18 protein-coding genes are annotated in these 14,748 nt (G+C 60.9%); 13 read left to right on the forward strand and 5 right to left on the reverse strand.

Annotated elements, in window-relative coordinates; translation table 11 throughout:
* Positions 1-906, reverse strand: coding sequence for a PhzF family phenazine biosynthesis protein (locus tag DD235_RS05040; RefSeq protein ID WP_109061035.1), 906 nt, complete (start codon positions 904-906; stop codon positions 1-3).
* Between the two features lie 152 nt (positions 907-1,058).
* Between DD235_RS05040 and DD235_RS05045 the strand changes: the two genes are divergently transcribed.
* From DD235_RS05045 to DD235_RS05090, 10 genes are all read left to right on the forward strand, one after another.
* Positions 1,059-2,222, forward strand: coding sequence for an acyl-CoA dehydrogenase family protein (locus tag DD235_RS05045; RefSeq protein ID WP_109060893.1), 1,164 nt, complete (start codon positions 1,059-1,061; stop codon positions 2,220-2,222).
* Between the two features lie 12 nt (positions 2,223-2,234).
* Positions 2,235-3,611: an MmgE/PrpD family protein gene (locus DD235_RS05050; RefSeq protein ID WP_109060894.1), complete on the forward strand. Its 1,377-nt coding sequence runs from the start codon at positions 2,235-2,237 to the stop codon at positions 3,609-3,611.
* 59 nt (positions 3,612-3,670) lie between these two features.
* Complete coding sequence (locus tag DD235_RS05055) at positions 3,671-4,516, forward strand: HTD2 family dehydratase (RefSeq protein ID WP_109060895.1); 846 nt, start codon at positions 3,671-3,673, stop codon at positions 4,514-4,516.
* Between the two features lie 3 nt (positions 4,517-4,519).
* On the forward strand, positions 4,520-5,755 hold the full coding sequence (locus DD235_RS05060; RefSeq protein ID WP_109060896.1) for a CaiB/BaiF CoA transferase family protein: 1,236 nt from the start codon (positions 4,520-4,522) through the stop codon (positions 5,753-5,755).
* Positions 5,756-5,867: 112 nt separating this feature from the next.
* The gene (locus tag DD235_RS05065; protein WP_109060897.1) at positions 5,868-6,722 is read left to right on the forward strand and encodes an HpcH/HpaI aldolase/citrate lyase family protein; all 855 of its coding nucleotides are present in this window, start codon (positions 5,868-5,870) and stop codon (positions 6,720-6,722) included.
* A gap of 40 nt (positions 6,723-6,762) precedes the next feature.
* Entirely contained in the window at positions 6,763-7,605 is an 843-nt protein-coding gene (locus DD235_RS05070; RefSeq protein WP_109060898.1) for an alpha/beta fold hydrolase, read from the forward strand.
* Positions 7,606-7,611: 6 nt separating this feature from the next.
* A complete protein-coding gene (locus DD235_RS05075; RefSeq protein WP_204524190.1) occupies positions 7,612-7,998 on the forward strand; it encodes a hypothetical protein in 387 nt (128 codons plus the stop codon).
* Positions 7,995-8,648: a hypothetical protein gene (locus DD235_RS05080; RefSeq protein ID WP_109060899.1), complete on the forward strand. Its 654-nt coding sequence runs from the start codon at positions 7,995-7,997 to the stop codon at positions 8,646-8,648. The genes DD235_RS05075 and DD235_RS05080 overlap by 4 nt, the downstream gene beginning before the upstream one ends.
* A 1-nt stretch (position 8,649) precedes the next feature.
* Positions 8,650-9,033: a hypothetical protein gene (locus DD235_RS05085; RefSeq protein ID WP_109060900.1), complete on the forward strand. Its 384-nt coding sequence runs from the start codon at positions 8,650-8,652 to the stop codon at positions 9,031-9,033.
* 35 nt (positions 9,034-9,068) lie between these two features.
* Positions 9,069-9,539 (forward strand): ankyrin repeat domain-containing protein, encoded by a 471-nt coding sequence (locus DD235_RS05090; protein WP_109061037.1) that lies wholly within the window; start codon positions 9,069-9,071, stop codon positions 9,537-9,539.
* 3 nt (positions 9,540-9,542) lie between these two features.
* On the opposite strand, the gene DD235_RS05095 is transcribed toward DD235_RS05090, so the two are convergent.
* Positions 9,543-10,070 carry a hypothetical protein gene (locus DD235_RS05095; protein WP_109060901.1) on the reverse strand — a complete coding sequence of 176 codons (528 nt, stop codon included), beginning with the start codon at positions 10,068-10,070 and terminating at the stop codon, positions 9,543-9,545.
* Positions 10,067-10,351, reverse strand: coding sequence for a hypothetical protein (locus DD235_RS05100; protein WP_109060902.1), 285 nt, complete (start codon positions 10,349-10,351; stop codon positions 10,067-10,069). The genes DD235_RS05095 and DD235_RS05100 overlap by 4 nt, the downstream gene beginning before the upstream one ends.
* Before the next feature lie 30 nt (positions 10,352-10,381).
* Between DD235_RS05100 and DD235_RS05105 the strand changes: the two genes are divergently transcribed.
* Entirely contained in the window at positions 10,382-10,714 is a 333-nt protein-coding gene (locus DD235_RS05105; protein WP_204524191.1) for a hypothetical protein, read from the forward strand.
* Here DD235_RS05105 and DD235_RS05110 read toward each other — a convergent pair.
* Entirely contained in the window at positions 10,698-11,900 is a 1,203-nt protein-coding gene (locus DD235_RS05110) for an amino acid aminotransferase (protein ID WP_109060903.1), read from the reverse strand. The genes DD235_RS05105 and DD235_RS05110 overlap by 17 nt on opposite strands.
* Positions 11,901-12,134: 234 nt before the next feature.
* On the opposite strand from DD235_RS05110, the gene DD235_RS05115 reads away from it, so the two are divergent.
* Positions 12,135-13,778, forward strand: coding sequence for a methyl-accepting chemotaxis protein (locus tag DD235_RS05115; protein ID WP_109060904.1), 1,644 nt, complete (start codon positions 12,135-12,137; stop codon positions 13,776-13,778).
* Between the two features lie 17 nt (positions 13,779-13,795).
* A complete protein-coding gene (locus tag DD235_RS05120) occupies positions 13,796-14,086 on the forward strand; it encodes a hypothetical protein (protein WP_109060905.1) in 291 nt (96 codons plus the stop codon).
* On the opposite strand, the gene DD235_RS05125 is transcribed toward DD235_RS05120, so the two are convergent.
* A complete protein-coding gene (locus tag DD235_RS05125) occupies positions 14,064-14,636 on the reverse strand; it encodes a hypothetical protein (protein ID WP_193519548.1) in 573 nt (190 codons plus the stop codon). The genes DD235_RS05120 and DD235_RS05125 overlap by 23 nt on opposite strands.
* Positions 14,637-14,748 lie beyond the last annotated feature (112 nt).

The raw sequence follows: 14,748 nt of genomic DNA on the forward strand, positions 1-14,748 counted from the left end.
TCAGGCATCCAGGGCTCGCACCGTGCCCGAGATGCGAATGCTGGCTCCGGCCTGCGGCGTGATTTCCGCACGCAAGCGGCTCGGCATGCCCATATCCTCTCCCTGCAGAATGTCGATGGCACCCGCGTGCGGCCAGCCGATATCCCTCAGGTAGCCGGCCAGTGCTGCCGCAGCCGCACCGGTTGCCGGATCTTCGTAGACGCCCCCTGCGGCGAAGGGATTGCGGGCATCGAAAAACGTGGGCGTCTGCGCATGGACCAGGGCCATCGTGGCAAAGCCATGCGCCTGCATCAGAATCCGCCCCTGCTCCTGGTCGTAGTGCATATCCGCCAGGCGACGACGGTCTGCCAGCGCCAGGATCAGGTGCCGTGCGCCGCCTTCGGCCACGGCCGGCGGCAGGCGTGGATCGAGGTCGGCTGCCTCATAGCCGAACAGGGCCAGTGCCGCCTGCAATAGTTCTGCCGGAGCCGGTTCGCTGCGCGTCGGCGGAGACTGCAGCGCAATCACCAGATGTCCTTCTTCCCTGCTGGCCTCGACGCTGATGCGTGCCGCATTGATTTGCAGCGCATACACATTTTCGCCATATCGCGCGGCCAGGGCAGCCCCCAGTGCAATGGTGGCATGGCCGCAGAAGGGAATTTCGATTTCCGGCGCAAAATACCGCACCCGCCAGGCAGCATGGCCTGCCGCACCGCTTTCAGGCGCGGCGAAGACTGTTTCGGAATAGCCCACTTCGGCGGCAATGGCCTGCATGGTCGCCGCATCGGGCAGGCTGTCACAGAGCACGACACCGGCAGGATTGCCGCCGGTCTCGCCGCAGGCAAACGCCGCCAGCCGCTCGACGGCATGGCCCTGGATCAGGGCAGGGGAAGTGTGGTGCTGAGATGAAGAGGTCGGAGAAGTCATTCTGGATTCGCCAGGCAAGGGATCGGTAAGTGCAATCATAGCTTTATCTTTCCAAAACCCCTCCTTCATGAATCACCAATAGCCAACAGCACCACTCTGGGGCAAAGTCGTGCCATCAACTGTTGACTCAATCTTGGAGCAGAAGCCCCGCCATGTCCCATCACGCCACCGACCCCTACCAGGATATCCGCGACGCCATCCGCGACCTCTGTGCCTCGTTTCCCCCCGAGTATTTCCGCAAGATCGACGAAGAACGCGGCTATCCCGAAGCGTTCGTCAACGCCCTGACCGAGGCCGGCTGGCTCGCAGCCCTGATCCCTCAGGAATACGGCGGCTCCGGACTGGGCCTGACGGAAGCCTCGGTCATCATGGAAGAAATCAACCGCAATGGTGGCAACTCCGGTGCCTGCCACGGCCAGATGTACAACATGGGCACATTGCTGCGCCATGGTTCCGAAGCGCAAAAGCGCACCTACCTGCCGCGCATCGCCAGCGGTGAACTGCGCCTGCAGTCGATGGGCGTGACCGAGCCCACCACCGGCACGGACACCACCCGGATCAAGACCACGGCGATACGCAAGGGCGACCGCTATGTCATCAATGGCCAGAAGGTGTGGATCTCGCGCATCCAGCATTCCGACCTGATGATCCTGCTGGCGCGCACCACGCCGCTGGAAGAGGTCAAGAGCAAATCGCTGGGCATGTCCATTTTCCTGGTTGACCTGCTTCAGGCCATCGGGCACGGCATGACCGTGCAGCCGATCCCCAACATGGTCAACCACGAAACCAACGAGCTGTTCTTCGACAATCTCGAAATTCCCGCCGAAAACCTGATCGGCGAGGAAGGCATGGGCTTTCGCTACATCCTGGACGGCCTCAATGCAGAGCGGGCGCTGATTGCCGCCGAATGCATCGGTGATGGCCGCTGGTTCATCGACAAGGTCACCGCCTATGCCAAGGAGCGCGTGGTGTTCGGCCGCCCCATCGGGCAGAACCAGGGTGTGCAGTTCCCGATTGCGCGCGCCCATATCAACCTCGAAGCCGCCAGCCTGATGCGCTATGAGGCCTGCCGCCTGTTCGACAGCCACCAGCCCTGCGGCTCGCAGGCCAACATGGCCAAGCTGCTGGCGGCGGATGCGTCCTGGGAAGCCGCCAACGCCTGCCTGCAATTTCACGGCGGCTTCGGTTTTGCCACCGAATACGATGTCGAACGCAAATTCCGCGAAACGCGCCTCTACCAGGTCGCGCCAATCTCGACCAACCTCATCCTGTCGTACGTGGCTGAACACATCCTCGGCCTGCCGCGCTCGTTCTGAACGGATACGCCCATGACTGACGCTCCCCACTACTCTCGCCAGCTTGCCCGCTTTGCCGCCGGCCTGCGCTTTGAAGACATTCCGCCCGAAGTCATCGAGCGCACCCAGGCGCTGTTTCTCGACACCCTGGCCTCGATCCTGGCTGGCGCACGCATGCGGCCCGTCCAGGCGATCCAGCGTGTGGCCGACGTCATGGGGCCGGCCTACGGCCCCGCCGAGGTACTGGTCTCGCAAACCAACAGTTCGCCTTTTTTCGCAGCCCAGGTCAACGCGGCCGCCGCCCATGTGGTCGAACAGGATGACGTGCACAACGGCTCGGTGTTCCACCCTGCTGCCGTCGTCTTCCCGCCGGCACTGGCGACCGCGCAGATGCTCGAGCGCCACGGACGTGACCTGCTGACGGCGGCGGTGGCCGGCTATGAGGTCGGTATCCGCATCGGCGAATTCCTGGGCCGCTCGCATTACCGAATCTTCCACACCACGGCAACCGCAGGCACCCTGGCGGCCGCAGCCACCACCGGGCGACTGCTCAAGCTCGACGCCGAGCAGATGCTGCACGCCTTCGGCTCGGCCGGCACGCAGGCTGCCGGCTTGTGGGAGTTCCTGCGCGATGCAGCCGACTCCAAGCAGCTCCATACGGCACATGCCGCCAGTTGCGGACTGCAATCGGCCTGGCTGGCCCAGGCCGGCCTGACCGGTGCCAGCCGCATTCTGGAAGGCAGCCAGGGCCTGGCTGCCGGCATGTCCAGCGACGCCGACCCGACGCGCCTGATCGACGGGCTGGGCAGCCGCTGGACCCTGCTGGAAACATCGTTCAAATATCATGCCTCCTGCCGCCATACGCATCCTGCGGCCGATGCGCTGCACACGCTGATGCGCGAGCATGGCCTTCAGGCCGCCGACATCGAACAGGTCACGGCGCATGTACATCAGGGTGCCATCGATGTGCTGGGTGCCGTGACGGCGCCCCAGACCGTGCACCAGTCCAAGTTCTCGATGGGCACTGTGCTGGCGCTGATCGCCCTGTTCGGCCAGGCCGACCTGCTGCGCTTTGACGGCGAAGCCCTGCGCAACCCCGACGTGGCAGCGTTTCGCGAACGCGTCACGATGCAGTTCGATACTGAAGTCGATGAGGCCTACCCGCGCCGCTGGATCGGCAAGGTCACGGCGCGGACCACTGACGGCCGCACACTGCACGCCCGCATCGACGAGCCCAAGGGCGACCCCGGCAACACCCTCACGCGCGAGGAACTGGAAGACAAGACGCGACGCCTGGTGCAATACGGCAACCCTGCCGGCAGCACCGAGGCCAATGCAGCGCTTGCAGAGCGAATCATCGGTCTGGCCTGGAATCTGCCCACACTGGGTAATATCCGTATTTTTGCCTGACCCGTCTTCGCCCGAGCACCCGCCGCGCCTCCCGCAGACCCTATAAAAGGATGACACCGATGACCGATTCCCCCACTCTTCAGGACTGGCTGGGCCGCCAGCAGACCAGCCATGACAACCTCGACGAAGCCCTGGTGCGCCGTATCGCGGCCACGTTCGGCGTCGAGGCTCCCGCCGCAGGTCAAAGCCTGCCGCCGCTGTGGCAATGGGCTTTTTTCATCGATCCGGTGGAGCCGGAAGCGCTGGGCGAAGACGGCCACCCGGCACGCGGTGGCTTTTTGCCCCCTGCCAACAACCGCAACCGGATGTGGGCAGGCGGACGCGTCAGCTTCATCAAGCCGCTGCGTGCCGGCGTGCCCGCCACGCGCACTACGACGATCCAGTCCATCGAGGAAAAGACCGGTCGTACCGGCCAGTTGCTGTTCGTCACGCTGCTGCACGAATACAGCCAGGGGGGCGAACTGACAATCAGCGAGGAACAGGACATCGTCTATCGCAGCCCCGCACCGCCCAAGCTCGAAGGCAGCCTGCCGGCCCCCCAGGCCGAGTGGCAGCGCGAGATCCGGCCTGATTCGACCCTGCTGTTTCGTTATTCGGCCGTGACGTTCAACGGCCATCGCATCCATTACGATCACCCTTACTGCACCGACCGCGAAGGCTATCCGGGCCTGGTGGTGCATGGCCCGCTGATCGCCACGCTGATGCTCGACACCTGCCTGCGTCAGTTCCCCGGCAGCCGACCCCGTTTTTTCTCCTATCGCGGCTTGCGTCCGCTGATTGCGCCCGCCCTGTTCAGGGCCGCAGGCCGGCTGACCCAGCCCGGTCATGCCGAGCTGTGGGCCGAGCAAGGCGGTACGCTGGCACACCAGGCCAGTCTCGAATTCGACCTGCAACCGGAGGCTTGAGCCATGACGGGCCACACTTCTGCCACACCTGCCGGGACAGACACCACTGCCGGTCAGTCGCCCCGACCGCTCGACGGCATCACCGTCATCAGCCTGGAACATGCCATTGCCGCCCCCTTCTGCACCCGCCAATTGGCGGACATGGGCGCGCGCGTGATCAAGGTGGAACGCCCCGGCAGCGGTGACTTCGCCCGCAATTACGACGAGCGCACACGCGGCCTGGCCTCGCATTTCGTCTGGACCAACCGCTCCAAGGAAAGTCTCACGCTGGATCTCAAGCAGCCACCTGCGCAAGACATCCTGCACAGCCTGCTGGAAGACGCCGATGTCCTCGTGCAGAACCTGGCACCCGGGGCCTCGGCACGCCTGGGGCTGTCATTCGAACAACTGCACGAACGCTATCCCCGTCTGATCGTCTGCGATATTTCAGGCTATGGCGAAACCGGCCCCTACCAGGACAAGAAAGCCTATGACCTGCTGATCCAGAGCGAAAGCGGTTTCCTGTCGGTGACCGGCTCGCCCGAGCAACCCGCCAAGGCAGGCTGCTCGATTGCCGATATTGCTGCCGGCATGTACGCCTACACCGCGATCCTGAATGCCCTGCTGCTGCGCCAGCGCACCCGGAGCGGCAGCCGCGTCGAGGTGTCGATGCTGGAGAGCATGGTCGAATGGATGGGCTATCCGCTGTACTACGCATTCGACGGTGCGCCCCCGCCAATACGAGCCGGTGCCGCCCATGCCAGCATCTATCCCTACGGCCCCTTTCCGGTCGGCGATGGCAGCACCATCATGCTCGGCCTGCAAAACGAACGCGAATGGGCCTCTTTCTGCGCCCAGGTCCTGCAACAGCCGGCACTGGCACAGGATCCACGCTTTGCCCGCAATGCCCTGCGCACCGAAAACCGCGACGCCCTGCGCACGCTGATCGTGGCCGTCTTTGCAGACATGGATATCGGCACGGTCGAAGACCGGCTGACCGCTGCCGGCATTGCCCATGCACGCGTCAACGACATGCATGATGTCTGGGCCCATCCGCAGTTGCAGGCCCGTGACCGCTGGCGCGAGGTCGGCAGCCCGGCCGGCGCCCTGCCGGCATTGCTGCCACCAGGTGACAATTCTGCCTTTGCGCCACGCATGGACCCGATACCGGCCCTGGGCGAGCAGACCGACGACATCCTGCGCGCCCTGGGCTACGATGATGCCGCCATCGAGGCACTGCGCCAGCAAGGAACGGTTTGAATGCCAGGCTCGATCACAACAGAATAACGGTCTAGCCCCCCCTGTGGCACTGCCCGGACAGTGCCACCATCATGAACCGCCGATTATCACTACCGTAGCCATCCACGCCATCATGAGTCTTAGCGCGTCAGACACCATCCTCACTGCATTGCCCTCGCCACTGCGCACCGCCCTGTTCGTCCCGGCCAGCCGGATCGACCGCATTCCCAAGGCGCTGGCCAGCGGGGCCGACGCCGTCATCGTCGATCTCGAGGACGCTGTCGTGGCCGACAGCAAGGACACCGCCCGGGCCGCCCTTGATGTATTTCTCACAGACCATCCGAATGCCCGCGTGCTGATCCGCATCAACGATGCGACCACCTGCTGGCACGAACAGGATCTGGCACTGTGCCGCAAGCATGACAATGTACTTGGCCTGCTGCTGCCCAAGACCGAATCTGCCGCCCAGGCGCAGCAGGCTGCCGCCACGGCCAGGGTCGTGATCCCGATCATCGAAAGTGCCGCCGGACTGCTGGATCTGGCAGCCATCGCGGCCGTGCCGGGTGTGGCTTGCCTGGCCTTCGGCAGCCTGGACCTGGCGCTGGATCTGAACCTGCACACGGGCACGCCCGGTACCCAGACCATTCTGGACCAGGCACGCTACCAGATCCTGCTGCACAGCCGCGCCGCACAACTGGCCACACCCATCGACGGCGTTTTCCAGGATATCGGCAATCCCGATGCCCTGAAAAACGTGGCCGCCCGCAGCCGCGAAATGGGTTTCGGCGGCATGTTGCTGATCCATCCGGCACAGGTCGCACCTGTCCACGCTGCGTTTGCTCCCGGCGAGGCCGAACTGGCCTGGGCCAAGCGGGTCATCGAAGCCGCCGCGCAATCCCAGGCCGGTGCGTTCAGTCTGGACGGTAAAATGATCGACGCGCCGGTCATTCTCCGTGCCCGGCTGATGGTGAGTCAGGCGGAGAACTGAGCTTGCGGCCCTGACTCTCCTGCATTGCCTGGCTGTATCCATGTCCGACACCACCGAATTCGAAAACCTGTCCTTCTCCGCAGGCCCCCTCTGGGCCTGCCTGCGTGCCGGCACCGGCCGCCCGCTTCTCCTGATCCACGGCTCGCTGTGCGATGCCCGCTTCTGGCGCGGGCAGTTGCCGGCGCTCGCCGCCGCCGGCTTTGCTGCGCTGGCCCCCAGCCTGCGGGCCTATCACCCGCTGCACCTGAGCCAGCACATGAGTTGGCAACAGGATCTCGACGATCTCGTAGCGCTGCTCGAGCAGGCCGGTGGCGGCGAGCGCTTCGATGTCATCGGCCATTCGCGCGGCGGCTTCCTGGCCTTTCACCTGGCCCGTCGTGCCCCTCATCTGCTGCACCGCCTGGTGCTGGCAGAGCCTGGCGGCTACATGGCCAGTCATGACCTGCGCGATGTCAAAGGTGCCTTGCCGGACCAGGCCTGGCGCGAAGACGTCATTGCAATGGTGGAACGCGGCGACAGCGCGCAGGCCGTCGCGCTCTTTGTGGACAGTGTCAGCCGTCCCGGCAGTTGGCGCTTCAGCCCTGCCGACTTTCGACAAATGGCACTCGACAACGCCAGCACGCTGATCAGCCAATTGCGCGACGATGCCTTGCCCCCCTACCAGCCATCTGAAATCGCCGAGCTGAACCTGCCCGTCCTGCTGCTCAAGGGCCAGCGCAGCCTGCCGCGTTTTCGCCAAACCGTAGACGCACTGGGCGAGCAACTGTCCCATGCCCAGGTTGCCGAAGTCGCGGGTGCCTCGCATGCCATGAATCTGGCCTATCCCGCGAAATTCAACCAGTTGGTGATCGACTTCCTGCAACAATCGGCATCACAAGGCTGACACCGCATGACGCAACGACTCGACATGCTCACGCAGCACGAATTGCAACGCCGGCTGCCTGACGGCTGGGAGACACCAACCGAACGCAAGCAACAGGCCCTGCAGGCCGAATTCCTGCTGGAGCGTCCACAGGATCACCCACTGCATGGCATGGAACTGTGCGTGATTGCTTACCGGGAAGGCAACGACGATATTCTGCTGCTGCATCTCGACACCCCTGAGTGTGTGTCGGTCGTGCACCTGACGTGGTCAAGGCGGCAAGAGTTTCCGAACTTCCCGAAGGTGGAATTCACGGGCACGTTCCAGGCATTTGTCGAACGGGAATATCGTCTCTATGGACTGACAGCCGACGAGGATGCTGGTTATGCATCCATCCAGGGCAAGCAGGCATGAGCAGCACAGGCAGTCACAACAAAATCATCAATGCAGCCGCCCGCATGGCCCTCAAGCCGGCCGGTGCCATCCGCAAGGGTCAATCCCGGCTCTGGCTGGATGACAACGGCTGGTATATCACGCTGATCGAATTCCAGCCCTCCAGTTCTCCTGGCAGTTTGCTCAATATCGGCGTGCAATTCATGTGGTATCCAAAGGATGCCTACGCCTTCGATGCAGGCTATCGCCAGCAGGATATAGGCAGCATCCGATACCGCAATGATGACCAATTCACCCCGCAGGCACAGGCTATGGCCGAAGCAGCCCGCGATCGGATGCTGGTCATCCGCCAACAGATGCAAGGCATCACCTCGGCCAGTACCTATATCCACGGCTTGCTGGCCGAAAATCCGGTCACTGTCTGGACCTATCTGCACCAGGGCATGCTGCATCTGTTGCAAGGCCACACCGACGAAGCCCTGTCCCGATTCAGGCAACTACTGGCGGAGCCGGATAGCTGGGAATGGGCCCTGGCAGTCAAGACTCACACTCAGGAACTCATGTTGCATATCCAGCATCAGCGCCATCTTCCCTGGCTGACCGAGATTGTGCAGCAAAGCCGTGCGCTGAAAAAGCTGCCTGAGCGTGTCATTGACCTGAGTACCATCTAGCATGAAACATATCCTGGGCACCGCAGCACTGCGTGAAATACCCTTGGCAGAAATCACGCTGGAAATGGACAGCGCGACCCTGCATGCCAGATTCAATGTCATCGGTGATCTGGATTTCGAAATCACATTGCGCAAGCAGTACGACAGCCCGCCAGATGCCCTCAAAGCCTATGACAGCCTTATGCACAGCCAGGCAGCCCCCACTCGGCAAGAAATTTCCGAAGGGAGTTTCAGCATGCGACAGGCGGCGGCACGAATCGAACTGTTGGCGCGGCTGATCGACGGCAAGCTGCCCTTGCCTGATCAGGGGGATGGTTTTACCTATGATGGTGATTTGTCCTATGCCAGAAAGCTCATGGCGCAACTTCAAAGCGCAGTCTCATAATTCATTATGCATCAACAAGAATGCGAGAAATACAATTGACCTCCAACCTTTTCAAGGCTGTGCGCAACGAATCCATCGACACGATCGACCTGCATGCGCTCAAGGATAATCTCAACCTGATCAATGAATTTGGGCAAAACCTGTTGCATGAAGCCATTGCCCATGGCAACAACGAAGTCGGTATGACGCTGATTGAACTGGGTATCGATCTGAACCATCAGGACAGCAAGGGACAAGGACCGTTGCACTACGCTGCTGCACGAAATCAGCTACAGATCGTCGAAAAGATACTGTCCCAGGGTGGCGATGTGGCGGTCATCGACAGTTTTGGCAATCAGCCACTCTGGACTGCCGTGTTCAACGCCCGGGGTGACTACCGGACCGTATCCGCCCTGCTCATCTGCGGAGCCGAGCCCGCACACAGAAACAAGGCTGGCAGATCACCACGGGACTTTGCGCAACAGATCCAGGACCATGCACTTACAGATCTACTGAATACTTATTGAAAATCAAAAATCAGCATTGACCCAGCCTGCATCACCCGTACACCTTTGAAAAATCAAAAAATCAACATCCTGGAACTGCAAGAAACGGCTTTTCAAAATCCGAATCACATCTGCCTTTTCACAGTCTTTAAAAATTAAAACCTCATCTACGGAAAAGGCAAGCAGCACAGATCTCGAAAAATCTTCCGAAGCCAAAAAAATCGCTACCACTTCATTGTAGGCCGGATTAAACAACACCCCTGAAAATCCGACGGAAAATTCGGAAAATCCCTGCGATATTTTTTCAATCCTGGTGTACAAGGCGTACAAATTGAAATCATCAAAATCATCCACATGATTCCTGGAAATCAAGGGATTCATTCCATTCGCACGAAATCCTGCGACACGACCTACACCAAGCGCCAAAAAGATCACATCATCAACCAGATGCCCATCTTCATCACGGAGGAGAATGACATCCGAGATGACATTCCCCTCAAACAAGATCTGGATTTTTTTCAGGAAAGAGGTGTGATAAACGGAGGGGATCATTTGCAAACCGACACATAATCCGGAGCCGTGTTGCTCATCTGACCGTACAGATCCTTGTCATCCAGTCGCCACCAGTATGCCTCGAACGAGGACGGATTCTGGAACTCATGGATGGCTACCAGACCCAGCAGACCACAGGGTGTTTCTGCCATGAAATCCCAGCCATTGCGCTCGGCACAGAACATTTCTGCCTCCTCGTCGTACCATACGGAAAAGCCTTTTCTGTCGAGCACATTCAGCGCCGTGTTGTAGACATTGCTGTATTCTGAAAGGGCCGGCATATGCCACACTCCACGATTGCATTGTTGATGTTGAACAGCCTGAAGGAAAAGATATCGCAGAACATGTTCACCCTTGAAGCAAGGGTGAACATGCGATTTGATGAGGCGGCCTACGAGGATCTCGTGGCCTGCCTGCAAGCCCTCGCCACCGAACTGGCCAGCGCCCGGCAGATCGACAAGGAGCTGGCGCTGTGCCTCTACACCATTCCGCAGGCCATACAGAATCTGTACCTGAGTTTAGCGCGATGCGAAATCAGGCCCCCCATCACAGACAGGCTCGAAGAAGCCTGTATTGAGCTGGATGCCCTGGTCATCGAGTGCCTGAGCGGAAATCCAGCCCGCCATCTCAGCGCCCAGCCATGACCGTGGCAAATGCCCTGGCAATCGTTTCGGTATTGTCGGAGGTCACACCGGCAACGCAGATACGTCCGGTCGGCAGGATATAAACGCCAAATTCGTCGCGCAGGCGGTCTGCTGTCTTCCCCAGGCCCGGATCGTAGCTGAACAGGCCATTCTGGCGCTGCAGAAAGCCCCAGTCGTAGCCACCAGTGTCATGACGTGCTAGCGCCTCGCCCAGCGCAACCCGCGCCTGGCGGATCCGTTCACGCATGCCGTTAAGCTCGTCCTGCCACTGCAGCAGCAGTTCTGGCGTGCGCAGCACGGTATCGACAATGCGTGCGCCATAGGCCGGCGGACTGGAATAGTTGCGCCGCACCGCGGCCTCGAGCTGCCCATGCAGCCGGCGTGCCAGTTCGGCATCGGCGCAGAACACACTCAGGCTGCCAATCCGCTCGGCATAGAGCGAGAAAATCTTAGAGCATGACTGCGCCAGCAGGAACGGCTGCTCGGCCTGCACCAGGGCACGCAACAGATAGCGGTCTTCGTCCACGCCATGGGCGAATCCCAGGTAGGCCAGATCCAGGAATGGCAACAAGTGACGGCGCTGCAATACGCGTATGACCTCATCCCACTGTTCCGGTGTCAGGTCGGTGCCGGTCGGATTGTGACAACAAGCATGCAGCAGCACGACACTGTATTCCGGCAGTGACTCCAGATGGGACAGCAAGGCATCGTAAGCCACCGTGCCCGTTTCGGCATCGAAATAGGGATACGTACCCACCTCGAACCCCGCCCCCTGGAAAATGGAGCGATGATTGTCCCAGGTCGGGCCGGGCACATGCACGCTGGCCTGCGGATACAGTCCCTTGAGCAGGTCGGCACCGACCTTGAGTGCGCCGGAACCGCCGAGCGTCTGGATTGTTGCAATTCGCTCGAACAGCGGCGAGCCCGGCTCGGCATCGAACAGCATCGTCTTCATCGCGGCGCAATAGGACGGATCGCCACCCATCGGCAGATAGCCCGGCGTGCGGGGATGCGCCGCCACCGTATCGCGTGCAGTCACCACCGAGGCCAGGTCCGGCACCCGCCCCTGCTCATCGTAATAAAAACCGATGGTCAGGTTGGCCTTGGCCGGACGCGTATCGTCACGATAGTGGCCCTGGATCGACAGGATGGGATCGCCAGGGTGATGCGGAGTATGAGCAAACATGGATGGGCTGCCTGATAAAGATCAAAGATAGCTAAACGAACAGGATAGCCGATTCCGGCCGCGCAGGGCGGCCCTGCGCCCGCCTCGCGCCACACCTGCGCCCCTCACGCGATATCGTCGCACCACATCCGGCCCGCTGCGCCCCTGGCGGCGTAACAATCCTGCAACCTTGTTTGCGCACAATGGCCCGCGTCGGACAGTCCTGTCCGCGCTTATCTGCTCCATGAACGAGGCATGACGGTCACCATGTTCAAAAATCTGCGTATCAATGCCGCACTCCTGCTGGTACTGCTGGGCTTTGTCGGCCTGTTCGGGCTGTCCGGCGGTGCCGGCCTGCTGATGCTCAAGGAAAACCGGCAGTTGATTGCCAACCTCAGCCGCTATGGCATCGAGCAGGCCAATGACCTCAGCGATGCTTCCCTGCAGCTCTTTCGCAGCCGGGTAGCACTGATCAACGCCAAGACCGACATGGAAGGTGGCCTGGCCGAACAGCGCGATACTGCCCTGCAGCAGGCAGATATCCTGTTGCAAGGCAGCCTGGCGCGCTTCGAACACTTCCGCCAGAGCATCGACAATCCTGATGATCCGACCTATCAGAACATTCAGGCAAGCTATCAGGCCCTGGCCGAATCAGGCCTGAAACCCCTGGCCGCAGCGCTGAAAAGCTGGAACGGCATCGAAGCCAACCGGATCGTGGACCAGGTGCTGGAGCCCGCCACCGCCGATTTCATGGCCGCTCTGGAAGCCTTCCAGCAAACCAACCGCACCCTGGCCCAGCGCAGCGCCGAACAGGCCGCAGGCATCTCCGATACGGCCCGCTACGCCCTGTTTGCCTGCCTGGCCCTGGCATTGTTGATGGCACTGGGCGCACACAGGCTGTTCCGCCATGCCATGCTCCGCCCCCTCTCCAGCATGCAACGCCACGTATCCTACATGGCCGACGGAGACCTGCGGGCCCGCCTGCCACGTGGTGGACGCAACGAAATCGGCACCCTCCTAGATGGCTTCAACCACATGCAGGACAATCTCGTCCATACCGTCACGGCGGTACGCGCGGAGGCCGACGCCATGCATGCAGACACGGAACACATCGCCCAGCGCAGTCACATGATTTCCGAACAGATCGGTCGTCAGGCCGACGCGCTGACACAGGCGGACCATGCCATCGAGCATCTCACCAGCGTCGTCGAGCAAAGCAGCCAGCATGCGCAGGAAGCCACGACCCTGGCCCATCATGCCCAGGCGACAGCCACGACCGGGCATGAGGCCGTGGCACAGGTCGTCAGCACCATGGACGAAATTGCCTCCAGTGCCAAGCGCATCAATGCAATCGTCCAGCTCATCAACGGTATCGCCACCCAGACCAATCTGCTGGCTCTCAATGCAGCCGTCGAAGCGGCCCGCGCCGGTCAGAACGGCAAGGGCTTTGCCGTGGTCGCTGCCGAGGTGCGCGAACTGGCCCAGCGCAGCAGCCAGGCCGCCAACGAGATCAAGGCCCTGATAGATGCATCCGATCGCAGCGTAACTGCGGGTGCCGGCCAGGTGCATCAGGCCGGCGTGGCCATGGATGCCATACTGAAAGCCGTACATGCCGTCAATGACCGCATTGGCTGGATCTCCGATGCTGCGCAGCGCCAGACCCAGGACATCGCGGCCGTCAAGGAGATCGTCGGCACCGTCAAGGCCGACACCGGGCAGAACATGAAACTGGTACAGCAGACGGCGGGCGCTGCCGGCAAGCTGACCGAGCAGGCCCAGCGCCTGCACGAAATGACGGCCGCCTTCCGTACCGAGGCCAGCATCGAGCCCGATTCCAACATCAGAGTCGATCCCTCACATCTGGAACGCATACCTGTGGCACTATTGCAGGCAGCGTGATACCAGAGAGAAACAAGATGCACTACTTCGCCAACCTGGAGGAGTTGACCCGCCTGTTGCCTCAGGTGGCGACAGAGCAGGATGACTGGCTTTGCGCCCACATGGACAACTGGCTTGGCCATCCACAAATAAGCGAAACCTACCTGTTTGAAGCCGATGATGATCCGGACTGGGTAAAAGATGTCTGCGGACGTCTTGGACTTCACGCCATCCTGCCCGTCAAGGATGCACTCGATTGCCTGCACGGCTCCCCAGCGGATCGGGCAGCCGCCTTGAAAGCCTGCGTCATGCTTTACTGGATAGGCTGACGTCGTTTTCAGAGCCTGAAGGCGCATGTACGGAGCCATTGGATTCTGAACTCATGACGCGCTTCAACTGCTGTTCTGCATTCGATCGAATGACGCCGACCTCTGACCGGCACAGCGTAGCCAGCCTCAGCCTGGCATCCTCATTGTTGATGTCGCCCAGCGCCCATATGCACTTCACCGCCAGGGCATGACCATCATCAAATTCCAGATACGCGTAGCGCGTCTGGCAGGCCTTGAACAGAGACGCCACACTGCTTTCGGACTTGATATCCTGGAGCAGGCTGGCAATATCCTCATGCTTGAAATGCCAATCCTCAAGCAGCAAGGCATTCAATTTTTCGGCAGGGATGGATGTTGCATCAAAGGCAAAGGCAAGCGTGATCGCATCCTCCAGATCGTCGGCGCTTTCCTTTTCTGACGCCGCCGCTATTTCTCTTGAAATAAACGCCGCAGGCGTGTGGCCTTCCAGATCAAACCTCTCGACAAGCTCTGCCTTGGAAAGGTCTTGAGCATAAAAGCGGTTGAGTAATGCCTGGTTGTACGGACTCATTTAAAAAAACCCAATAATCACATGAATACAGGCATCAACAAAGTTTCGTCCGGCGCTGCACAAAATCATAAGACCCTGGCACCTGCAGTCCATCTGACAAAGAACTGACGAT

Source organism: Corticimicrobacter populi, from assembly GCF_003123725.1.
Lineage (GTDB): Bacteria > Pseudomonadota > Gammaproteobacteria > Burkholderiales > Burkholderiaceae_B > Corticimicrobacter > Corticimicrobacter populi.